The organism is Micromonospora sp. NPDC049662 (genome assembly GCF_040675055.1).
Taxonomy (GTDB): domain Bacteria; phylum Actinomycetota; class Actinomycetes; order Mycobacteriales; family Micromonosporaceae; genus Micromonospora.
In genome coordinates, this window is sequence record NZ_JBFAOC010000012.1 from 1 (window position 1) to 22,630 (window position 22,630).

The following is a 22,630-nucleotide window of genomic DNA, read 5'->3' on the forward strand; positions in this document are numbered from 1 at the left end:
CCGACCCGATCTCCCCCCCCGTCCCGGGTGCGACGGCCCCCGGTGCGACGGGCGCGGGCGCGCCCGCGCCCGTCGCAGCCGAGCAGGGCACACCGCGGACCGCCTCGTTCGAGCCGACCGGGTACGAGCCGCCCGCGCCGACCATGTTCGAGTCCATGCCCGACCCTGCGCCCACGGCGGAGCTACGCACGCCGGAGCCACCCACGGCCGAACTGCGCACACCGGAGCCGCCCACGGCCGAGCTGAGCACGGCGGAGCCGCCCACGGCCGAGCTGAGCACGGCGGACGCGGCGACGGCCGGCATGGTCCATCCCGCCTGGCTGGCGCACGCCCCGGCCGAGCCGGAGACCTCGCCGGCCACGGCGCAGGCCGCCGAGCCGACCCGGGTCGACCACCCGCTCACCCCGGTCGGCGAGACCCGGGCGGCCGATCCGTCGGCCGAAAAGTCGGCCGATACGTCGGCCGAGACGTCGGCCGGCGACAAGGATCCGGCGGCCAGCGACGGCCCCGCCACCGGCGACGATCCGGCGGGCGCTGACGAGCGGGCGGGGCGGCGAGAGGATTCCTGACCCCGGCGGTCGCCCCGGGCCGGAGGGCTCGCCGCTGCGGCCGGGGCGGACAGGCGCATATGCTGGCCGGTGGAGATCTCGCCTCCGCCGGCCGGCCCGTCCCGCCATGGCGCCCCCGCCGCGATTCCCGTCTCTACCCCGTCAGGAGCCCGCCCGTCATGACGCAGTCCCCCGCCGTGCGTACCACCGGCCGGTCCGGTCCGGTCCGCATCGGCGAGCGAGCCGCCCGTACGCTCGTCTCCGAGCTGGCCCGGATGAACGACCCGAAGGTCGCCCTGCTGGTCGGCGTGAGCCCGGAGTCCGCGGTGCTGGCCGCGGCGATCGAGGCGCTGCTCCCCGGCGACCGGCTCACCGTGGTGCCCGCCGAGTCGTCCACCGCCGCCGCGCTCCGTGAGCACGTCACCGCCCAGGGCCGGTGGGTCGCCGACCGGGTACACGTGGTCGACGCGCTCTCCGACGCCGAGCCCGCGGCGGTGGTCGTCGCCGGTGAGGCGTTCGTCGGCACCGCCGAGGAGGCCCGTCACGACATCCAGGGGTTGTCGAAGTACCTCGCCGACGGCGCGGTGCTGACCGTCGCCACCACCGCGACGCCGGGCCGGACCACCGGCGCGGCCGGCGAGCTGGGCCGCCAGGACGCCCTGTACGGCGTCGGCAGCGACCTGGTGCTGCGCAACTCGCCGCCGATACGGGTCCACCGACTGCGGTTCACGCCGGCCAGTCCGGCGGCGGCCGACCGGCTGGCCCCGGCGTACCGGCCGTCCAGCGTGCCGCTGACCAGGGGCATGCACATCGACTCCAACGGGGTGGCGGCGGCGGGCATCACGCTGGGTCTGGCGGCGCTGGCCCGGGTGGCGCGTCCGTCGTCCAAGCTGTGGCTGCTGCCGGCGCTGGCGGCCGGCCCGGTCGCCGCGTTCTTCCGGGATCCGCAGCGGGACGTGCCGGAGGACCCGAACGCCGTGGTCGCCAGCGCGGACGGCAAGGTCCTGTCGGTGCAGCGGCTGCACGACGAGCGGTTCGGTGACGGCGAGTGGCTGCGCGTCGCGGTCTTCCTGTCCGTGCTGGACGTGCACGTCAACCGGGCCCCGGTCGCCGGCAAGGTGGTGGACTACTTCGTCGCCGACGGTGGTTTCGTCAACGCGATGAAGCCGGACGCCGAGCACAACGTCGCCGCGTACACGGTGCTGGACACCAGCCGTGGCACGGTGGTGGTCGCGCAGCGGACCGGTCTGATCGCCCGCCGCATCGTGCAGCGCGCGCCGATCGGCGCGCTGCTGGCCAAGGGCGAGCGGTTCGGGCTCATCCGGTTCGGCTCGCGGACCGACGTCTACCTGCCGGCCGACGCCGCGGAACCGCTGGTGGGGCCGGGCGACAAGGTCGTCGGCGGCGCCACGGTGATCGCCCGCTGGCGCTGAGACGAAGAACGGGGCGCCGCTGTCCGCGGCGCCCCGTTCTCGTACGTCGGGTCAGGCGGTACGACGCTGGCGCAGCCAGAGCACCGGCCCGCTGATCAGGTAACCGACCACGATCAGGGCGAACGTGAGCCGGATGTCGACGAGCGCGCCGAGCACCGGGGCGAGCCAGAGCCACGGCGGCAGCTTCACCAGGCGCGCGAGCTTGGCGTACGGGAAGCTGGACACCATCGCGAAGGCGAGCAGCGCCACGCCGGCCACGAGCACGAAGCCGGGCACCGGCAGACCGATCGCCACGGTCACGGCGAGCACGGCGGCGGCCATGGTGGTGGGGACACCGCAGAAGAAGCGGCCGTCCTTCGGTGAGACGTTGAAGCGGGCCAGCCGGATCGCCGCGCACGCCGCGACCAGCGCACAGGCGACCGCAGCCGCGGCCGTCGACACGGAGCCGGCGAGCGACGCGTAGACCACCACCGGCGCGGCGAGGCCGAACGAGCACATGTCGGCGAGCGAGTCCATCTGAGCGCCGAACGGGCTGGCGACGCCGAGCCGACGCGCCAACGCACCGTCCAGGCCGTCGAAGATGACGCAGGCGATCAGGCAGAGGGCGGCGATGCGCACCTCGCCCTGCATGGCCAGGAAGATCGCCAGCATGCCGAGCATCAGGCTGGCCAGGGTGCAGGCGTTGACCAGGGCGAACTTCATCCGGCGGGCCATCGTGCGCTCGCCGGGGAGCAGGGGGATCGACCCGGCGGTGGCCTCGTCGGTGTGCGCCATCGGCAGCGCCGGGCTGACCGGCATGACCGCTTCGATGCCGGCGCGGCTGACGCCGGCAGGCCGGCTGAGCCGGTCCAGGCCGTAGCGACGGCGCTGGCGGTCGGCGTACCGGTGCTCGGGCAGTGTCAGGTCGGTGGTCCGCAGGTCACCGTCACGGCGGCCCACCCGGACCAGCAACACCTGGCGGGCGAACGTGCTGCTGCGGCGCAACTGGCCCGCCCAGCGACGCCCTGCGGGGCGCGGACTGTCAGTCGTACGACGCCGGCGCCAAAGGGCTCTCGGCACGTTTCCTCCATCACCGGATCGGCTTGCCGCCCTCGGGGGGCGGGTGTCCGGCTGTCTCGTGCCGGACCTTACGTGGCCCGGCAGCCGTTTTGGCGGAGTACACCATCGCACAGGGGAACGGGGCTTGGCGATAGCTGCCGGCGGTACTCATCTGGTACAAACCACGCGAACCGCTTGTTATTCCCCATCCCGGGCTTCATCGCCCGTTTCCTCCACCATTCCCGCCTCTGACTCTACCGGAGGGTAGCCAACTCGGCTCGCTGAGCCGAGTGCTATGCGGCCAGCTGTCCGATTGCCGAGGCAGCGATGCCGGTCAGCGGCAGCTCAGCGGTCTGCGCGACGGTGAACCAGCCCGCCCGCGCGGTCGAGCCACCGGCGGACTCGGTCACCACGGCGTCGGTGGGGGCGTCCACCAGCACCCGGTAGACCACCCGGACGCCGTGCCAGTCCAACGGACGACCCTCCGGGCCGAGCGCGGCCGGGTTGTGCAGGTTGTCCACGCCGAGCAGCTCCACCACGCGGCCCACCTGACCGCCCTCCTCCACCAGTTCCCGGAGCAGCCCGGTGGTCGGCTGCTCACCGTGATCGGTGCCGCCGCCGGGTAGGTGCCACTTGCCGGCACCGGGGTAGCCGTCGGCGATCTGGGTCAGCAGGATCCGCCCCGCCGGGTCGGTGACCAGCCCGTACGCCCCGAAGCGCAGCCGGCGATCCGGATGCGACGGCGCGGGCGGCTCGGCGGACGGGTACGCGTCGACCGGAAGCGTAACGGCGGGCAGGCCGAGCAGTTCGGCGCTGAACGGCGTCAACGGCAGCTCGGCCACGGCCCCGGGGTCGACCCAACGGGTCTCCACGCCACCGCCGGTGACCTCCGGCACACCGTCAGGTACGGCGAGGTCGAACAGCAAGCGGTCGGTGTGCACCGACGTACCGCCACCCGCGTCGGCGTTCACGTCCGCGACGACGGCCCGCAACCGACCCACCGACGCGCTCGAACCGGTCTGCTCGGTGAACGCGCGCACCACGGCCCGCTCCGGGTGCTCCGCGTGCGCGACAAGCCCTCCCGGCAGCGACCAGGCCCGCGCCCCGCTATCCCGGACAACCAGAAACCGCCCCAGATCCCCCAACAGACCATAGGAACCAACCCGCCGCACCGACTCCACCCCGCCCACGCCCCTACCCCCGTCCCCAGCAGCACCCGGTGATCATGAAGTTATCGCCGTCCATCTCGGCGTGTCCTGACAATAACTTCATGATCACCGCGAGGCCGGTGGGCGGGGGCCAGGGTGGGGGTGGGGGGTCAGGTTAGTTGGGCTGCTTGGACTGCCTCGGCTGTCACCTCGGTCAGACGGTCGGTGGGCAGGGCGCCCAACTCCTCGCGGGCGAACCAACGGGCCTCGCAGGTGGAGCCGCCGACGTCGCCGATGATCAGCGGGTTGGGCTGGTCGACCACCACGCGGTAGAAGGCGCGTACGCCGTGCCAGTCGATCGGATAACCCTCCGGACCGAGCGAGGCGGCGTCGCGGTGGCTCGCCACACCGAGCAGCTCGACGAGGCGGCCGGCCTGGCCGGTCTCCTCGACCAGCTCCCGGATGAGCGCCGCGCCGGGCTGCTCGCCGTAGTCGGTGCCGCCGCCGGGCAGGTGCCAGCAGCCGGCGCCCGGGTAGCCGTCGGAGATGCGGGTGAGCAGCACCCGCCCGGCCGGGTCGGTGCACACCGCGTACGCGGCGAAGCGCTGCGCCCGGTGCAGCCCGTCCGGGCCGGGGACCGCGTAGAAGGAGGGGAACTCGGGGGCCTCCTCGGGCACCACGTCGGCCGAGGAGGCGGGGAGGCCGAGAGTGCGGGCGGTGAAGGAGCGCAGCGGCAACTGACGCGCCTCGTCAAGCGTGTACCACCGGGCCAGGTCGGTGGGACGCTCGCCGGCCCGGTCGGCCAGCGTGCCGCCGCGCACCGCCACCCGGTAGATCAGGCGATCGGTGTGGATGGTGATGCCGCGCTCGGGCAACGCCCGCATGTCGGCGAGCACGTCGGCCAGGCCGGAGACGGCGACCGAGAGGCCCGTCTCGGCGGCGGTCTCGCGGACCACCGTGTGATGGGGGTCCTCGCCGTGGTCGACCGCCCCTCCGGGCAGCGACCAGGTGCCGGGGGTGCCGGAGCGCTCCGATGCGCGGACCAGCAACACTCGGCCGTCTGAATCAGCACAAACTGCGTATGCCGCGATCCTGCGGAGCGGCTCCAGCATGGTGGTCACGGGTCCAAATTCTCCCCGGGCCGCGTTACCGGAACGGAAAAGAGTCGGATTCCTGACTTCTCGCTTCCCGCTCAGGGATCGATCAGGGTAGGGATCCGGGCGGTCACCGAGGGCAGGCCGGGCGTCGACGAGGACCGTGGAGGCATGACACCTACCGCCGCTCCCCAGGCCCCGTACAAGCAGCTCCGGCGACCCACCACCGACCGCATGGTGGCGGGGGTCGCCAGTGGCCTCGGCCGCTACTTCGACGTCGACCCCACCCTGATCCGCGTGGCCTTCGCGGTCACCGGCCTGCTCACCGGCGGGGTCGCGCTGCTCGCGTACCCGATCATGTGGTTCCTGATGCCCGAGGAGCCCACCGGCGCGCCCGCCTGGCCGCACCCGGCGGGCGTCGCGCCGACCGCCGGGTCCGCGCCGGGCGGTCCACCGCCGGGGTACGCCCCGACGCCGCCCTACCCGCCGACGACCCCGCCGGCCGCGTGAGGCCCGCTCACTCCCACTCGATGGTGCCCGGCGGCTTGCTGGTCACGTCCAGCACCACGCGGTTGACCTCGGCGACCTCGTTGGTGATCCGGGTGGAGATCCGGGCGACGACCTCGTAGGGCAGCCGGGACCAGTCGGCGGTCATCGCGTCCTCGCTGGAGACCGGGCGCAGCACCACGGGATGCCCGTAGCTGCGCCCGTCACCCTGCACCCCGACGCTGCGCACGTCGGCGAGCAGCACCACGGGGAACTGCCAGACGCCCCGGTCCAGGCCGGCGGCGGTCAGCTCCGCACGGGCGATCAGGTCGGCATGACGCAGCAGGTCGAGGCGCTCCCGGTCGACGGCGCCGATGATCCGGATGGCCAGACCGGGGCCGGGGAACGGGTGCCGCCAGACCATCGCCTCGGGCAGGCCGAGCTGGAGGCCGAGCGCCCGGACCTCGTCCTTGAAGAGCGTGCGCAGCGGCTCGACGAGCGCGAACTTCAGGTCCTCCGGCAGGCCGCCGACGTTGTGGTGACTCTTGATGTTGGCGGTGCCGGTGCCGCCGCCGGACTCGACCACGTCCGGGTAGAGGGTGCCCTGGACGAGGAACTCCACGTCACCGTGCGAGGCGATCTCCCGGGCGGCGGCCTCGAAGACCCGGATGAACTCCCGGCCGATGATCTTGCGCTTCTGCTCGGGGTCGGTCACCCCGGCCAGCGCGCCGAGGAACCTCTCCGCCGCGTCGACCACCTTCAGCTTGATGCCGGTGGCGGCGACGTAGTCCTTCTCGACCTGCTCGGCCTCACCGGCGCGCAGCAGGCCGTGGTCGACGAAGACGCAGGTGAGCTGGTCACCGACCGCCCGGTGCACCAGCGCGGCGGCGACCGCCGAGTCCACCCCGCCGGAGAGGCCGCAGATGACCTCCTTGTCGCCGACCTGCGCCCGAATGCGGGCGACCTGCTCGTCGATGATGTTCTCGGGCGTCCAGGTCGGCTCGATGCCGGCGATGTCGTACAGGAAGCGGGTCAGCATCTCCTGGCCGTGCGCCGTGTGCCCGACCTCCGGGTGGAACTGCACGCCGGCCCGGCGGCCGACGATGTCCTCGAAGGCCGCCACGGGCGCGCCCGCCGACTCGGCCGTCACCGTGAAGCCCTCGGGGGCCTCCGTGACGCAGTCGCCGTGGCTCATCCAGACCGGCAGATCAGCCGGCAGGTCACGCAGCAGCACACCCGGCTCGGTGAGGCGGGGACGCAGCGGGGTACCGCCGTACTCCCGGCTGCCCGTGTGCGCGACGGTGCCCCCGAGCGCCTGGGCCATCGCCTGGAAGCCGTAGCAGATGCCGAAGACCGGCACGTCGGCCGTGAACAGGCCGGCGTCGATCTGCGGGGCGTCCGGCGCGTACACGCTGGCCGGACCGCCGGAGAGGATGATCGCGGCCGGGTTCTTCGCCAGCATCTCGGCGACCGGCATGGAGTGCGGCACGATCTCGGAGTAGACCTTCGCCTCGCGGACCCGGCGCGCGATGAGCTGGGCGTACTGGGCTCCGAAGTCCACCACGAGGACGGGGCGAGGCAGGCTCATGTGCAGAAAGCCTACCGACAGTCACCCCCGGCCCGACCCGCGCCCCACGCACTCGGCGCGGCGGCCGCACCGTCGGCGGTATGCCCCGTGATGTCCGGCGGGGTGGCGACGGCGTCCCGCGTCCCGATACGGTGCGCGACGATCCCCGTGCGGACCGGACGGAGGCGTGCCGATGACCGAGCTGACCATCCGAGCGTTCCGCCCCGAGGACGGCGAGGCGCTGTCGGCCCTGGTCGTCCGCTGCCTGCGGGAGGTGAACAGCCGTGACTACCCGGCCGAGCTGATCGACCGGATGTGCGACCACTTCACCGCCGACCGGTTCCGCGACCTCAGTGCCGAGCGGCGGATCTACGTCGCCGAGCAGGACGGACGCCCGGTCGGCACGGTGTCCCGCGACGGCAACAAGGTCTACACCATGTTCGTCGACCCGGACGCGCACGGCCGCGGCGTCGGCCGCCGGTTGATGCGGCACGTCGAGGAGCTGGCCCGGGCCGAGGGGCACGCGTTCATGGAAACGGGCGCCAGCCACACCGGGCACGGGTTCTACCACCGGCTCGGCTACACCGACGTCCGCGTCAGCGACACCGTGTTCGGCGTCAACCACATCCTCCGCCGGCCCCTGTCAGGGGCGTAGGGCGGCCGGGGCGTCCGCGGGCACGGCCGGCGTGCGCGGGGGTACGGCCGGCAGCCGTCGGTACGGATCTCCGAGTGGGGGCCGGGGGTCCTCGTCGCCCCGGTTGGGCCAGAAGGACATCGCCCGCTCCGCCTGCGCGGTGATCGTCAGCGACGGGTTGACCCCGAGGTTGGCGGAGACGGCCGCGCCGTCGACCACGTGCAGGCCCGGATGGCCGTACACCCGGTGCCAGGGGTCGACCACCCCGTCGGCCGGGGTGGCGCCGATCACCGCCCCGCCCAGAATGTGCGCGGTGACCGGGATGTCGAACGGCTCGGTGAGCGAGCCGCCGGGCGTACCGCCGATCTCCTCGGCGAGCAGTCGGGTGGCGGTGTTGCCGGCCGGGATCCACGTCGGGCTCGGGGTGCCGTGCCCCGGCCCCGCGACCAGGCGGCGGCCCCACCGACCGCGCCGCCAGCGGGTGGTCAACGAGTTGTCCACCGACTGCATCACCAGGGCGATCACCGTCCGCTCCGACCAGCCGCGCACGGTCAGCATCCGCGCGGCCAGGCGCGGCTGCCGGACGATGCTGCCCAGCCAGCGCCGGACCCGGTGCGGCCCGCCGTCGACCAGCAGCGACTGGAGCAGGCCCATGGCGTTCGAGCCGCGGCCGTAGCGGACCGGTTCGATATGGGTCTGCGGATCGGGGTGGAACGAACTGGTGATCGCCACCCCCTCGGTGAAGTCGGTCCGCTCCCGTCGGGCCCGTCGCCGGGGGATCGACGCGCCGAGGATCGCCTCGGAGTTGGTCCGGGTCAACGCGCCCAGCCGGTCCGACAGGCGCGGCAACGCCCCGGTGGCCTTCATCTCGTGCAGCAGCCGCTGCGTGCCGAGCGCCCCGGCCGCGAAGACCACCTGGTCGGCGTGGATGACCTGCCGCCGTCGGCGCAACCACGCCCCGGTGCGCTCGGTGTGCACCTCGTACCCGCCACCGGCGGCCGGCCGGACGGCCGTCACCGTGGTCAGCGGGTGCACGGTGGCGCCCAGCCGCTCGGCGAGCCAGAGGTAGTTCTTGGCGAGCGTGTTCTTGGCGCCGTGCCGGCAGCCGGTCATGCACGAGCCGCAGTGCAGACAGCCGGTGCGCTGCGGGCCGACGCCACCGAAGTAGGGGTCGGCGACGCGTTCACCCGGACGACCGATGTGCACGCCGACCGGGGTGGCGTGGAAGGTGTGCCCCACCCCCATCCGGTCGGCCACCGCCCGCATGGCGCGGTCCGCGCCCGTGTGGACGGGGTACGTGGTGACGCCGAGCATCCGCTTCGCCTGGTCGTAGTGGCGGGCCAACTCGTCTCGCCAGTCCGTGACGTCGCGCCACTGTGGATCGCGGTAGAAGGCGTCGAGCGGCTCGTAGAGGGTGTTCGCGTAGACCAGTGACCCGCCGCCCACCCCCGCTCCGGAGAGCACCAGCACGCCGCCGCCGGACCGGCCGGCGGCCGAGCGGAGCAGGGTGAGCCGCTGGATGCCGTAGCAGCCCAGCTTCGGCGCCCAGAGGAACCGGCGCAGACGCCACGACGTCTGCGGGAACTCGTCGTCGGCGAAGCGGCGGCCCGCCTCGACGACACCGACCGAATAGCCCTTCTCCGCCAGCCGCAGGGCGGTGACGCCGCCGCCGAAGCCGGACCCGATGACGACCACGTCGTACCGCATGGACGCATCATTACTCGCGAGTAGCGCTCGCGCCAGCGCCCGTTTTCGCGCGATCATGCACCGGCCGACCGACCCGTCGCCTCCCGGCCGCAACCCGGAGCACCCGTCGGAGCGTTGTTCCGGATACGGGTGGAAGGAAGCACACGATGATCCTGGGGTCGATGGAGCCGCGCCGACGCTGGCTGCTGCTCGGGCTGGCGGCGCTCGCCGTCGTGGCGTTGGTCGTCGGCGGAACGACGGTGATCATGCGGCTGAGCGGCGACGACAAGGCCGCCAGCACCCCGCTGGCCGGCTCGCCGAGTCCGTCGCCGGCCGCCCCACCCACCCCGAGCCCGACCGGCCCGCCGCCGGGCGCGAACATCAGCGGCCCGTTGACGCTGCTGCTGGTCGGCGTGGACACCCGGGTCAGCGTGCCGGGCTGGGAGCCGCACTCCGACGCCGTCCTGGTGCTGCACGTGCCGAAGGGCCTGGGCCGGGCGTACCTCTTCTCGCTCCCCCGCGACCTGCTGGTGGACATCCCGCCGTTCCCCAAGGCCGGCTACAAGGGCGGCAAGACCAAGCTCACCCACTCGATGAGCTTCGGCAGCCGGGTGCCGGGCAAGCCCAAGCAGCCGAGCACGGCCCAGGGGTACGAGCTGCTGCGCAGCACGGTGAGCGGCTACACCGGGCTGCGGATCGACGCGGGCGCCGTGCTCACCTTCGGCGGGTTCGACAAGCTGGTGAACGCCCTCGGCGGGGTGGACATCTACGTCGACCAGCGGGTCGCGTCCCTGCACCGCAAGCCGGACGGCAAGTACCGGGACAGCGCCCCCGGCGGCTACACCGGCCCGCAGAAGGTCTACGAGAAGGGCGAACAGCACCTCAATGGCTGGCAGGCACTGGACTACGCCCGGCAGCGCTACATCACCGGCGGCGACTACGCCCGCCAGCGTCACCAGCAGCAACTCGTCAAGGCCCTGACCCGCAAGATCCTCGACGAGGGCCTGGCCCGGCAGCCCGAGCGGGTCGACCAGGTGGTCGCCGCCCTGGGCGACACCCTGGTGTACGTGGGCGGCGACCGGATCGTCGACCTGGCGTACGCCCTCAGCGGGGTGCCGGAGAACCAGTTCACCCTGGTCGGGCTGCCCGGCTCCGGCGTCGGCAAGGGCAGCGCCTACCGGGGCGAACAGCTCACCAGTGAGGGGCGGACGTTCATCACCGAACTCCGGGCCGGTCGCGCCGACGCGTACCTGAAGGCCCACCCCAAACTGGTGGTCAAGAACTGAGCCCGGCCCCCGCCCCGCCCGGTGGGGCGGGCGGGGGCGTGGGCGGGGTCAGAGCTTCTTGGGCTGGGCGGGCTTCTTGGTGCCGAAGAGCCACGCGTCGAAGAGCGCGTCGAGCTGCTTGCCGGAGATCCGCTCGGCGAGGGCCACGAACTCGGCGGTGGTGGCGACACCGTTGCGCTTCTCCGCCGCCCACGTCTTGACGATCTCGAAGAACGCCTTGTCACCGACGGCCACCCGCAGCGCGTGCAGGGTCATTCCGCCGCGCTGGTAGACCGACTCGCTGAACAGGTCCTTCACGCCCGGCTTGCCCGGCGGGGTCTTCCACACCGTGGCGGGCACCCGCTGGTACCGGATGTCGAAGGCCTGCTTGGCGGTGTACTCCTTGGTGTGCTCCGCCCACAGCCACTCCGCGTACGTCGCGAAGCCCTCGTTGAGCCAGATGTCCTCCCACTTGGCCAGCGCCACGCTGTCGCCGAACCACTGGTGGGCCAGCTCGTGGGCGACCACCTCGGTGTTCTCGCCCCGCCGGAAGAAGCCGGCCGAGTAGACCGGGCGGCTCTGCGTCTCCAGCGCGTACGCGATCCGGCTGTCCGAGACCACCACGCCGCCGTACGCGTCGAACGGGTACGGCCCGAAGACCGTCTCCAGGTAGTCGGCCACCTTGACGGTCTTCGCGATCGACGCGTCGGAGGCGCCCTTGGCCACCTTCGTGGTGACCGCGCTGTACACCGGCTTGCCCTTGTGCTGGCCCGTGGTGATCCGGAACTTGCCGATCACCACGTTGCTCAGGTAGCTCGCCATCGGCGACTTCTCCGACCACTTCCAGGTGGTCCAGCCATCCGTGGTGGTGCTACCGCCCGGCACGCCGTTGCTGACCGCGGTGATGCCCTGCGGGACGGTGATCTCGAAGTCGTACGCCGCCTTGTCCGACGGATGGTCGTTGACCGGGAACCAGGTGCTCGCCGACTCGGGCTGACCCAGGGCGATGGCGCCGTCGGCGGTGTGCAGGAAACCGCCCTCGCCGAGCAGTTCGTTCTTCAGCGGCTTCGGCACACCCTCGTACGCGATCTCCACCACGAATCCGTTGCCCGTGATGAGGCCGGCCGCCGGCGTGATGACCAGCTCGTTCTTGTTCCGCGTGTGGGTGGCCGGCGCGGCGTCCACGGTGACCGTCGTGACCGTCAGGCCCGCCAGGTCGAGGTTGAAGGTCGACAGGTCCGCCGTCGCCGTGGCCTGCACGGTGGTCGCACCCGTCAACCGGTCCTTCGCCGGGTCGTAGCGCACCTTGACGGTGTACTTCCCGACGTCGTACCCGCCGTTGCCGTAGCTGGGGAAGTAGGCGTCGCCGACTCCGGCCGCACCCGGAGTGAAGTTCCGCGACGGCGTCGGGGACGCGCTCGGCGACGGCGGTGCCGCCTCCGGTGTGGACGAGTCGCATCCGGACAACACGAGCGCCCCGGTCACCAGCAGACCGACGCCCGCCCGCAGCCTGTGCCGCCTACCCCGCATCACGAACCTCCCCGTACACCCGGTGCGGGAGGGCCGCGCCACCCCCGCGCGACCGGCGCTCCTGCCCGATCGCAGGCGGCAGCCTATCGATAGATGATCACAAGGCCGTCACGGCAGGGTCGGTGCCGCGCCGCCCACCAGCCAGGCGTCGAAGAGCGGCTGGAGCTGCCGGTCGGCCACCCGCTCGGCCAGCGCCACGAAGTCCGAGGTGGTGGCGGTGCCGGACGCCCGCTCCGACGTCCAGGTGCGCAGGATGCGGAAGAAGGTGTCGTCACCGACCGTCCGGCGCAGCGCGTGCACGGCGAGCGCGCCGCGCTTGTAGACGGCGGTGCCGAACATCCGCTCCCGGCCCGGCTCGACCGACGGCTCCGACCAGTCGGTCGACGCGTACTGCAGCTCGAAGTTGCGCTGCGCGGTCCGGCCGCCGTCGTGCTCCTCCCACAGCCACTCGGCGTAACTGGCGAAGCCCTCGTTGAGCCAGATGTCGCTCCACCTGCGCAGGGACACGCTGTCGCCGAACCACTGGTGGGCCAGCTCGTGCGCCACCACCCCGGGATTCGGGTGGTCGCCGGTGAAGAAGGCCGGCCCGTAGACCGGCCGGGACTGCGTCTCCAACGCGTACCCGATCCGCTCGTCGGCGACCACGATCCCGCCGTACGAGTCGAAGGGGTACGGGCCGAAGCGGCTGGCCAGGAAGTCGACGATCTCCCCGGTGCGGGCCACCGAGCCGGCCGCGCCACCGTTCGCCGGCAGGCTCGCCGCGACCGCGGTGACCAGCGGCCTTCCGGCGTGGGTGCCGGAGACCACCCGGTAGTTCCCGATCACGAGGGTGCTCAGGTAGCTGGCCATCGGGGTGCGCTCCGACCAGCGCCAGGTCGTCCACCCGTCGGCGCTGCTCCGGGGGCCGGGCACCCCGTTGCTCAACGCGGACAGTCCGTCCGGGACGGTCACCGCGATGTCGTAGCTGGCCTTGTCCGACGGGTGGTCGTTGACCGGGAACCAGGTGGCCGCCGATTCGGGCTGCCCGAGCGCGATGGCCCCGTCGGCGGTGTGCAGGAAACCGCCGCTGCCGAGCACGCCGTCGTCGACGGGGGTGGGCACGCCCGCGTAGTCGACAGTCACCGTGAACGACCGACCGCGCGCCAGCCCGGCGCGTGGGGTCACCACCAGCTCGCCGTCGTCGCGTCGGTGCTGGGCGCGCTTGCCGGCGACGGTGACCCCGTCGACGTTCAGGCCGACCAGGTCCAGGTTGAACCGGGACAGCTTCTGGGTGGCGGTCGCCGTGATGGTGGCCCGACCGGTGAGCCCGTCCGTCCTCGGGTCGTAGCGGACGTCCAGCCCGTAGTGCGTGACGTCGTAGCCCCCGTTGCCCCGGCCCGGCACGTACGGGTCACCGGCGTCCACCGCACCGGGCCGGAAGCCGTCGTCGTCGCCCGTGCAGCCGGCCGTGGTCAGCACGACGGCGCAGCTCAGAGCCGTGAGAGTGGCGACCAGCCGACGGCGCGGCGGCGTCAGTCCGCTCCGGACCATGCACCACTCCTTCCGCGCCACCCGGGGTCAGGACCGAGCGTAGCCACCGACCCGCCGACGGATGCCCGAATCGACGGCGAGGGCGTCGACGGTGACGGCGAAGGGCCGGCCCCGCCCGGTGGCGGAGCCGGCCCTTCGGCGACGCGAGCGATCAGCGGTCGAGGACCAGCCCGACCTTCTGGAACTCCTTGAGGTCGCGGTAGCCGCACTTGGCCATGGCCCGACGCAGCCCACCGAACAGGTTGAGCTGGCCGTCCGCCTCGTCCGCCGGCCCGAAGAGCAGCTGCTCCATTGAGCCGATCGGGTCACCGGACACCTCGAAGGCGCCCCGGGGCAGCGACGGGTGGCTGGCCGCCGAGTGCCACCAGGCGCCACCGGCGGGGGCCTCGTCGCAGAGCGACAGCGGCTCACCGAGCATCACCGCATCGGCGCCGCAGCCGAGCGCCTTGGCGATGTCACCGGAGGTCTGAATGTCACCGTCGGCGATCAGGTGCACGTACCGGCCACCGGTCTCGTCCAGGTAGTCACGGCGCGCCGCCGCGGCGTCCGCGATGGCGGTGGCCATCGGCACCCGGATGCCCAGCACCGACTCGGTCGTCGACCACTCGTCGCCGCCGATACCCACGATCACGCCGGCCGCGCCGGTCCGCATCAGGTGCAGCGCCGTCTTGTAGTCCGTGCAGCCGCCGACGATCACCGGCAGGTCGAGGTCGGCGATGAACTCCTTGAGGTTCAGCGGCTCGTCGGTCGTCGACACGTGCTCGGCCGAGACGATGGTGCCCTGGATGACCAGGATGTCCACCCCGGCATCCAGGATCACCGGCGCCAGCGCGAGGGTGTGCTGCGGGGAGACCCGCACCGCCACCGTGCCGCCGCCGGCACGCAGCTCGCGCACCCGCTCGGCGATCAGGTCGGGACGGATCGGCTCCGCGTAGACCTCCTGGAGTCGCTTGGTGGCACGGGCGTCCTCGTCGAGGCCGGCCAGCTCGTCCAGCACCTTCGTCGGGTTCTCGTAGCGGGTCCACAGACCCTCGACGTTGAGCACGCCGAGACCGCCGAGCTGGCCCAACCGAACCGCCGACGACGGACTCATCGTGGCGTCCGAGGGGTGCCCGACACAGGGGATGCCGAACGGGTACGCGTCGAGCTGCCACGCGGTCGAGACGTCGTCGACGTCCCGGGTCCGGCGGCTCGGCACGATGGCGATGTCGTCCAGGTGGTAGCCGCGCTGCGCGGTCTTGCCCAGCCCGATCTCGACCACGTCACGCATGGGGGACTCCAGGTGGTTGGGGGTGGTGGGGTCAGCGGGAGTGGTAGTTGGGCGCCTCGACGGTCATCTGGATGTCGTGCGGGTGGCTCTCCTTGAGCCCGGCCGCGGTGATCCGGATCAGCTGGCCGCGCCGGTGCAGCTCGGGGATGCTCTCCGCGCCGACGTACCCCATGGCGGCCCGCAGCCCGCCGATGAGCTGGTGGGCGACCGCGGACAGCGGGCCCCGGTAGGGCACCTGGCCCTCGACGCCCTCGGGGACCAGCTTGTCCTCGGCGAGAACGTCCTGCTGGAAGTACCGGTCCTTGGAGTACGACTTGGCCTGCCCCCGGGACTGCATCGCGCCGAGCGAGCCCATCCCGCGGTACGCCTTGTACTGCTTGCCGTTGATGAAGATCAGCTCGCCGGGGCTCTCCTCGCAGCCGGCCAGCAGGCTGCCGAGCATCACCGTGTCCGCGCCGGCGACCAGGGCCTTGGCGATGTCGCCCGAGTACTGGATGCCACCGTCACCGATCACCGGCACGCCGGCCGGGCGGGCGGCACGGGCCGCCTCCATGATCGCGGTGATCTGCGGGACGCCAACGCCGGCGACGATCCGGGTGGTGCAGATCGCGCCCGGGCCCACACCCACCTTGATGCCGTCGGCGCCGGCCTCGACCAGCGCCCTCGCGCCGGCGTACGTGGCCACGTTGCCGCCCACGATGTCGATCGTCACGTCCTTCTTGAGCCGGCGGACCATGTCCAGCACGGCCCGCTGGTGCCCGTGCGCCGTGTCCACGATCAGCACGTCGACACCGGCGTCGACCAGCGTGCGCGCCCGCTTGTACGCGTCCTCGCCCACACCCACGGCGGCGGCCACCCGCAGCCGGCCGGCGTCGTCCTTGGTGGCGTTCGGGTACTGCTCGCTCTTGGTGAAGTCCTTCACCGTGATCAGGCCGCGCAGCCGGCCGGAGTCGTCCACGATCGGCAGCTTCTCGACCTTGTGCTGGCGCAGCAGCGCCAGCGCGTCGTCCTTGCTCACCCCGACCCGGGCGGTGACCAGCGGAGTCCGGGTCATGATCTCGCGGACCGGGGTGTCCGGCTCGGTGACGAAGCGCATGTCGCGGTTGGTCACGATGCCGACCAACTGGCCGTTGCCGTCCACCACCGGAACGCCGGAGATGCGGTACCGCCCGCACAGCTCGTCGACCTCGCGCAGCGTGTCGTCCGGGCTGGCGGTCACCGGGTTGGTGATCATGCCGGACTCGGAGCGCTTCACCAGGTCGACCTGGAGCGCCTGGTCCTCCAGGGACAGGTTGCGGTGCAGCACGCCGATGCCACCCTGGCGGGCCATGGCGATCGCCATCCGCGCCTCGGTGACCGTGTCCATGGCGCTGGAGAGCAGCGGGACGGTCAGTTCGACGTTGCGGGTGAGCTTCGTCCGGGTGTTGACCCGGCTGGGCACCACGTCCGACTCGCCCGGCTGGAGCAGCACGTCGTCGAAGGTGAGCCCGAGCGGAACGACCCGGGCCGAGCCGGCGGGCAGCTCGGGCAGGTGGCCGCCCAGGTCGGCGTGCTCGACGCCGGCCGGAAGATCGGTGCTGGGCGAATTTTCCACGATTGCTCCCCTGAGCTGCTCGGATGGGCTTCAGCGAGGTGGCGCGGGCGGGCACCGGAACACGCCACGGTGCCGGCACGTCGTCCCATCGTACCCAGTGACCTGCGCGACCTGGATCGGCGGCGGTTGCCTCGGCGCGGTGCCCGGGGGCGGACGTTCCCGCCGCGTTGGGTCTACGGTGAGGGGGTGCACGACGAGCCCATCGACCCGTTCAACGGCGACCCGGCCGACCCGACCGCGGGGCTGGACGATCCGGGCGACGACGCGACGCCGGATCCACTGACCGACGTCGAGCGACAGGACGTGCTGGAGGACCTCGCCGATCTGGAGATCTACCAGGCCCTGCTGGCGCCCATCGGGGTGCGCGGGCTGGTCATCGAATGCGAGGACTGCCGGGAGCCGCACTACTTCGACTGGGACCTGCTGCGGGGCAACCTGCGGCACCTGCTCAACTCGGGGCGGCCCCGCGTGCACGAGCCGGCGTACGACCCGGATCCGGACCACTACGTGACCTGGGACTACGCCCGTGGGTACGCCGACGGGGTGCACGACACCCTGACCGAGGGCACCGAGGACGAGCCGGACCCGGGCGCCGCCCCCACCGACTGAGGTTCCGCCGGCCCCGGGCGCTCCCGGAGACCGCTCAAGATCGTGCTGGAACAAGGAAGTAGTGGCCCCGCCGCGCCGGGAGGCCACTACTTTCCGGTTCGAGCACGATCTTGAGCGGGTCGCGGCGGGCTGCGGCGGGTCGCGGCGGGCTGCGGCGGGCTGCGGCGGGCTGCGGCGTCAGGAGACCAGGCCGGCCCGGAAGCCGGCGGCGACCGCGTGGGCGCGGTCCCGGGCGCCGAGCTTGCGGAACAGCCGGCGCGCGTGTGTCTTGACGGTGTCCTCCGAGACGAACAGTTCCCGGCCGATCTCCGCGTTGCTCTTGCCCTCGGCCATGCCCAGCAGCACCTGGAGTTCCCGTTCGGTGAGCCCGATCGACGACCGGCCGCCACGAACGCCCGCGCCGGGCCGGATGGCGTCGGACTGCCCGGTGGCGGTCCCGTCGGTCGCCGCCTCGACCTCGTCGTCGCCCCGCTGCACGGGTACCGAGGCGACGCCCGCCGGCCCGTCGCCGGTCGCGGCGGTCCAGCCGGGCTCTGCGGCGCCGCGTACCGACGGAGTGGAACGGGCCGAGCCGCCGACCGCCGCCGCATCCCGCGCCGGGTCGGTGACCCGCTGCCGGGAGGCCCGGCCGGGCGCGGTCAACAGGAGCAGGGCCTTCGCCACCGCGCTGGTGAGGTCGTGGTCGGCGTTCTGGATCAGCCCACGGGCGCCGGCGCTGATGGTGGCGGCCGCCGCCTCGGATTCCTCGGCGCCGAGCAGCACGACCGCGGCCTGCGGCGCGCGGGCCAGCACCCGACGGACGAAGCCCGCGCTGTCCGGCCGGGTGAGGGCCGTGTCGGCCAGAACCACGTCGGCCGGTCGTTCGGCCAGTCGCAGCATCACCTCGGGATCGGAGACGGCGGTACGAACGATCGCGGACAGACCCAGCCGCGCGGCAGCAGAAGTGAGGTGCTGAGCCGCGAGCGGTGTCCGAACGCACACAAGAACGGTACGCACTGTGATGGTCTCCTCTCCGCACACGAGCAGACCATGACGAGGTCGGCTGGGGAGGAGGTTCCCGGCAATCATCTGAACTTTTCCGACAGATGGGGCAAAAGCCGCAAGTTGTCGGGGGTTTTCGATCACAGAAGTGTGAGCCGGCAACGACCCGGGTACCGGGGGGTCCAGGCCGGGAACGGTGCGCCTGCGCGGCCCGCCGCCCGGAAGCCGGCCACAAGCATTCTCGCGGTGCCGCGCGGGAGGAGGGGTGCTGATGTCGAACGTACGTAGACTGCCCGGACCCATCGTCGACCTCTGGGACTGGCAGCGGCTCGGTGCCTGCCGGGGCCGGGACAGCGCGCAGTTCTTCCACCCGGACGGGGAGCGCGGATCCTCGCGGCTGCGGCGGGAGTCCTCGGCCAAGTCGGTCTGCCGCGCCTGCCCGGTCCGCGCCGAGTGCGCCGCACACGCGCTGTCGGTCCGCGAGCCGTACGGCGTGTGGGGCGGCTTCAGCGAGTCGGAGCGGCTGCGCCTGCTCGCCGTCGGCTGGGAGGACCTGGCGGACCGCCGGCAGATCCGGGTCGACGTGGCCCGCCTGGAGGCGCGCCTGGGTCGCCCGCACAAGTCGACGGTCCCCGCCCAGCGCAACGTCGCCTGACCCCACACACCACCCCGACACCGCGAACCGCGCCCCCGCCCAGCGGGAGCGCGGTTCCCGCGTACCCACCCCACCCAACCCCGACCCCGACCCCGACCCCGGTGATCATGAAGTTGTTGCCCCCGGCGTGCCGTCAGGGTGGCAACAACCTCATGATCACCGGGCCGAGGGGTGGGGGTGGGTGGGGTTAGTGGACGTTTACCGGGACGGTGTGCCAGCCGGTGGCGCCGTCGGGGGCGACGCTCTGGGTGCGCTCGGTCTGGGTCTCGCCGGTCGCGTCCGTGGCCCGGACCTGAAGGCGGTGCTCGCCCGGCGTGGCGTCCCAGCGCCAGGACCACTGGACCCAGGTGTCCACCGACACCGTCGGGGCCAGCGCCGCCTCCTGCCAGGGGCCGTCGTCGACGCGTACCTCGACCCGGCTGATGCCCCGGTGCTGCGCCCAGGCCACACCGGCCACCGTCACCGGGCCGGCGGTCAGCTTGTTGCGCCGTCGTGGCGCGTCGATCCGCGACTGGGTCTTGATCGGCCCCTGGGCCGACCAACCGCGTGGCACCCAGTACGCGTCGAAGTCGGCGAAGCGCGTCAACTCCAGCTCGGTCACCCACTTGCAGGCCGACACGTAGCCGTAGAGACCGGGCACCACCATCCGCACCGGGAAGCCGTGCTGGACCGGCAGCGGTTCGCCGTTCATGCCGATCGCCAGCAGCGCGTCCCGCCCGTCGCGCAGGGCGGCGGTGGGGGTGCCGCAGGTCCAGCCGTCGACCGACCGGCCGACGACCTGGTCGGCGTCCTCGTCCGGCTGGGCCTCGTCCAGCAGTTCCCGCAGCGGTACGCCGAGCCAGCGCGCGTTGCCGATCAGGTCCCCGCCGACCTCGTTGGAGACGCAGGCCAGCGTGACGTACCGCTCGACCAGCGGCCGGGCCAGCAGGTCCGCGTAGCTGTAGGTGCGCTCGGTACCCACCCGGCCGTGAATGCGCAGCCGCCAGGTGTCCGGGTTCACCTGCGGCACCACCAGGGCGGTGTCGATCCGGTAGAACCCGGAGTTCGGGGTGACGTACGGCGCGAGCTGAGCCAGGGACAGGTCCGCTCCCGCGGGCACGGCCGGCGCGGGGACGGCCGGGGCGGGCAGCCGGATCGCGTCCCGGGCGGCCGAGACGCCCCGCCGCCCGGCCAGCCAACGGCCGCCGAGACCGGCCACGGCCGCCGTACCGAGCAGCACTCCGGTGCCGGTGAGGAACCGTCGGCGCGACTCCGGGTCGACACCCTCGACCGGCGCGGCCGGCGTCACCGGCGTGGGTGGGTCCCACGGCCAGGGTTCCAGCTCGAACGGGCCGGCGATGAACAGCCAGAGCACCAGGGCGCCGAGCCCGCCGCCGACCAGCGACGGCAGCGCGTCGAAGACGTCCGCGCCGGGGCGGGTCAGCGCGGCGGCCACACCGACGGCGCCGAACGCCGCGATACCGGACAGGCCCAGGGCCAGCCGCCGGATCGCCAGCATTCCGAACAGGGCCGCGAACCCACCCAGCAGCAGGGCCGTTCCGGTCAGCAGGGCGATCTTGTCGGCGGTGCCGAAGACGTCGATGGCGAACTGCTTGATCGGCTCGGGAACGGCGTCGACGACCACCCCGCCGACCGCGACCAGTGGCGCCGACCGGGGGCCGGTCAGCACCGCCACCGGCTCCGCGGTGCCGATCGCGACGGCGGCGGCGGTGACTCCGGCCAGCGCGGCGTACCGCCGCGACGTCGTGCTCATCGGCCCAGTGTGCGCGATCATCTCGGCCGATCGCCAACGACGTCATCGCTTGGTAATGCTCGCCCGGACGAAACCGGGGCACACCGCCGTACGGCGGTGTGCCCCGGAACGGGTGTCGCTACCGGGTCAGAAGCCCGGGCCGTGCTGGTGGCCGTGGCCGTGGCCGTGCCCGCCACCGGCGGCGGCCGGCTCGGGCTGCTCCGGCTTCTCCACCACGAGGCTCTCCGTGGTGAGTAGCAGGCCGGCGATCGACGCGGCGTTGGTGACGGCGTTGCGGGTCACCTTCACCGGGTCGATGATGCCGGACTTGACCAGGTCGCCGTACTCGCCGGTGGCCGCGTCGAGGCCGTTGCCCCACTGCATGCCGGCGACCTTCTGGGTCACGACGTAGCCGTCGTGGCCGGCGTTCTGCGCGATCCAGCGCAGCGGCTCGACCAGCGCCTTGCGCACGATCGAGACGCCGACCTTCTCCTCGCCGGTGAAGCCCAGGTCGTCGTCGAGCACGGGGAGGATCTGCACCAGGGCGGCGCCGCCGCCGGGCACGGTGCCCTCCTCGACCGCGGCCTTGGTCGCCGCGATGGCGTCCTCGATGCGGTGCTTGCGCTCCTTCATCTCGACCTCGGTCGCCGCACCCACCTTGATCACGGCGATGCCGCCGGAGAGCTTGGCCAGCCGCTCGGCCAGCTTCTCCCGGTCCCAGTCGGAGTCGGAGGCCTCGATCTCCTTGCGGATCTGGGCCACCCGGTCGTCGACCTCGGTCTTCTGGCCGCCGCCGTCGACGATCGTGGTGTTCTCCTTGTCGACCACGACGCGCCGGGCGGTGCCGAGCACCTCCAGGCCGACCTGGTCGAGCTTGTAGCCCAGCTCCGGGGCGACCAGCTCGGCGCCCGTGGAGATCGCGATGTCCTGGAGCATGGCCTTGCGCCGGTCGCCGAAGCCCGGGGCCTTGACCGCGCAGACCTTGAGGGTCTTGCGCAGCGAGTTGACCACCAGGGTGGAGAGCGCCTGGCCGTCCACGTCCTCGGCGATGATCAGCAGGGGCTTGCTGTTCTGCAGGACCTTCTCCAGCAGCGGCAGCAGCTCCTCGATCGCCGAGATCTTCTGGGTGGTGACCAGGATGTACGCGTCCTCGAGGACGGACTCCTGACCCTCCAGGTCGGTGACGAAGTTCGGCGAGATGAAGCCCTTGTCGAACTGGAGACCCTCGGTCACGTCCAGCTCGGTGGTGAGCATCGAGCCCTCCTCGACGGTGATGACACCGTCGCGGCCGACCCGCTCCATCGCCTCGGCGATCAGCTCGCCGATGGTGGCGTCCTGCGCGGAGATCGTCGCCACGTTCGCGATCGACTCCTTGCCGGCGACCTCGACGGCCTTGCCGAGCAGCGCCTCGGAGACCTTGGCGGCCGCCGCGTCGATGCCCCGCTTGAGGCCGGCCGGGTTGGTCCCGGCGGTCACGTTGCGCAGGCCCTCACGGACCATCGCCTGCGCCAGCACGGTCGCGGTGGTGGTCCCGTCGCCGGCGACGTCGTTGGTCTTGGTCGCCACCTCCTTGACCAGCTGCGCGCCGAGGTTCTCGTAGGGGTTGGTGAGCTCGATCTCCTTCGCGATGGTCACGCCATCGTTGGTGATCGTCGGCGCACCGAACTTCTTGTCCAGGACGACGTTGCGCCCGCGCGGGCCGAGGGTGACCTTGACCGCGTCAGCGAGGGCGTTGACACCGTGCTCCAGCAGGTGTCGGGCGTCGTCCGAGAAGCTGAGGATCTTCGCCATGAATGTCCCTTCGAAGCGCCGCTGCCCCGGCCCGGCGAG

Annotated in this window: 18 protein-coding genes and 1 pseudogene; 7 read left to right on the forward strand and 12 right to left on the reverse strand. The window is 72.6% G+C overall.

Features of this window, described 5'->3' with window-relative positions; all coding sequences use genetic code 11:
* Together AB0J36_RS11985 and AB0J36_RS11990 are read left to right on the forward strand one after the other, a co-directional pair.
* A pseudogene (locus tag AB0J36_RS11985) lies at positions 1-569 on the forward strand (hypothetical protein); the annotation flags it as partial.
* Positions 570-727: 158 nt separating this feature from the next.
* Complete coding sequence (locus AB0J36_RS11990; RefSeq protein ID WP_357126280.1) at positions 728-1,981, forward strand: phosphatidylserine decarboxylase; 1,254 nt, start codon at positions 728-730, stop codon at positions 1,979-1,981.
* A 51-nt stretch (positions 1,982-2,032) separates the two neighbouring features.
* Here AB0J36_RS11990 and AB0J36_RS11995 read toward each other — a convergent pair whose 3' ends face one another.
* The 3 genes from AB0J36_RS11995 to AB0J36_RS12005 form a co-directional block, all read right to left on the reverse strand.
* The gene (locus tag AB0J36_RS11995) at positions 2,033-2,965 is read right to left on the reverse strand and encodes a CDP-alcohol phosphatidyltransferase family protein (RefSeq protein ID WP_357126586.1); all 933 of its coding nucleotides are present in this window, start codon (positions 2,963-2,965) and stop codon (positions 2,033-2,035) included.
* 347 nt (positions 2,966-3,312) lie between these two features.
* Positions 3,313-4,200 carry an NUDIX domain-containing protein gene (locus AB0J36_RS12000; RefSeq protein WP_357126589.1) on the reverse strand — a complete coding sequence of 296 codons (888 nt, stop codon included), beginning with the start codon at positions 4,198-4,200 and terminating at the stop codon, positions 3,313-3,315.
* A 137-nt stretch (positions 4,201-4,337) separates the two neighbouring features.
* Positions 4,338-5,288 (reverse strand): NUDIX hydrolase, encoded by a 951-nt coding sequence (locus AB0J36_RS12005; protein ID WP_357126283.1) that lies wholly within the window; start codon positions 5,286-5,288, stop codon positions 4,338-4,340.
* 144 nt (positions 5,289-5,432) lie between these two features.
* Between AB0J36_RS12005 and AB0J36_RS12010 the strand changes: the two genes are divergently transcribed.
* Positions 5,433-5,771 (forward strand): PspC domain-containing protein, encoded by a 339-nt coding sequence (locus AB0J36_RS12010; RefSeq protein ID WP_357126286.1) that lies wholly within the window; start codon positions 5,433-5,435, stop codon positions 5,769-5,771.
* 7 nt (positions 5,772-5,778) lie between these two features.
* On the opposite strand, the gene guaA is transcribed toward AB0J36_RS12010, so the two are convergent.
* Entirely contained in the window at positions 5,779-7,335 is a 1,557-nt protein-coding gene (gene guaA, locus AB0J36_RS12015) for a glutamine-hydrolyzing GMP synthase (RefSeq protein WP_363660483.1), read from the reverse strand.
* Positions 7,336-7,507: 172 nt separating this feature from the next.
* On the opposite strand from guaA, the gene AB0J36_RS12020 reads away from it, so the two are divergent.
* Complete coding sequence (locus AB0J36_RS12020) at positions 7,508-7,969, forward strand: GNAT family N-acetyltransferase (RefSeq protein WP_357126291.1); 462 nt, start codon at positions 7,508-7,510, stop codon at positions 7,967-7,969.
* Here AB0J36_RS12020 and AB0J36_RS12025 read toward each other — a convergent pair.
* Entirely contained in the window at positions 7,958-9,655 is a 1,698-nt protein-coding gene (locus AB0J36_RS12025; protein ID WP_357174452.1) for a GMC family oxidoreductase, read from the reverse strand. The two genes, AB0J36_RS12020 and AB0J36_RS12025, sit on opposite strands and share 12 nt — an antisense overlap.
* A gap of 146 nt (positions 9,656-9,801) precedes the next feature.
* Between AB0J36_RS12025 and AB0J36_RS12030 the strand changes: the two genes are divergently transcribed.
* Positions 9,802-10,920: an LCP family protein gene (locus tag AB0J36_RS12030; protein WP_357174449.1), complete on the forward strand. Its 1,119-nt coding sequence runs from the start codon at positions 9,802-9,804 to the stop codon at positions 10,918-10,920.
* Between the two features lie 48 nt (positions 10,921-10,968).
* Here the strand turns inward: AB0J36_RS12030 and AB0J36_RS12035 are convergent, their stop codons facing one another.
* From AB0J36_RS12035 to guaB, 4 genes are all read right to left on the reverse strand, one after another.
* Positions 10,969-12,429: a M1 family metallopeptidase gene (locus AB0J36_RS12035; protein ID WP_363660484.1), complete on the reverse strand. Its 1,461-nt coding sequence runs from the start codon at positions 12,427-12,429 to the stop codon at positions 10,969-10,971.
* 108 nt (positions 12,430-12,537) lie between these two features.
* Positions 12,538-13,959 carry a M1 family metallopeptidase gene (locus AB0J36_RS12040; RefSeq protein WP_363660485.1) on the reverse strand — a complete coding sequence of 474 codons (1,422 nt, stop codon included), beginning with the start codon at positions 13,957-13,959 and terminating at the stop codon, positions 12,538-12,540.
* A 151-nt stretch (positions 13,960-14,110) separates the two neighbouring features.
* Positions 14,111-15,229 carry a GuaB3 family IMP dehydrogenase-related protein gene (locus AB0J36_RS12045; protein ID WP_357126307.1) on the reverse strand — a complete coding sequence of 373 codons (1,119 nt, stop codon included), beginning with the start codon at positions 15,227-15,229 and terminating at the stop codon, positions 14,111-14,113.
* A 31-nt stretch (positions 15,230-15,260) separates the two neighbouring features.
* The gene (gene guaB, locus AB0J36_RS12050) at positions 15,261-16,823 is read right to left on the reverse strand and encodes an IMP dehydrogenase (RefSeq protein WP_357126310.1); all 1,563 of its coding nucleotides are present in this window, start codon (positions 16,821-16,823) and stop codon (positions 15,261-15,263) included.
* 186 nt (positions 16,824-17,009) lie between these two features.
* On the opposite strand from guaB, the gene AB0J36_RS12055 reads away from it, so the two are divergent.
* Entirely contained in the window at positions 17,010-17,432 is a 423-nt protein-coding gene (locus tag AB0J36_RS12055) for a DUF5319 domain-containing protein (RefSeq protein WP_357126313.1), read from the forward strand.
* Positions 17,433-17,609: 177 nt separating this feature from the next.
* Here the strand turns inward: AB0J36_RS12055 and AB0J36_RS12060 are convergent, their stop codons facing one another.
* Positions 17,610-18,428, reverse strand: a complete 819-nt coding sequence (locus AB0J36_RS12060) for a helix-turn-helix transcriptional regulator (RefSeq protein ID WP_357126316.1) — start codon at positions 18,426-18,428, stop codon at positions 17,610-17,612.
* Positions 18,429-18,684: 256 nt separating this feature from the next.
* Between AB0J36_RS12060 and AB0J36_RS12065 the strand changes: the two genes are divergently transcribed.
* A complete protein-coding gene (locus tag AB0J36_RS12065; protein ID WP_357126320.1) occupies positions 18,685-19,068 on the forward strand; it encodes a WhiB family transcriptional regulator in 384 nt (127 codons plus the stop codon).
* Positions 19,069-19,255: 187 nt separating this feature from the next.
* On the opposite strand, the gene AB0J36_RS12070 is transcribed toward AB0J36_RS12065, so the two are convergent.
* Positions 19,256-20,821: a molybdopterin-dependent oxidoreductase gene (locus AB0J36_RS12070; protein ID WP_363660486.1), complete on the reverse strand. Its 1,566-nt coding sequence runs from the start codon at positions 20,819-20,821 to the stop codon at positions 19,256-19,258.
* 126 nt (positions 20,822-20,947) lie between these two features.
* A complete protein-coding gene (gene groL, locus AB0J36_RS12075) occupies positions 20,948-22,591 on the reverse strand; it encodes a chaperonin GroEL (RefSeq protein ID WP_357126326.1) in 1,644 nt (547 codons plus the stop codon).
* Positions 22,592-22,630: the final 39 nt, after the last annotated feature.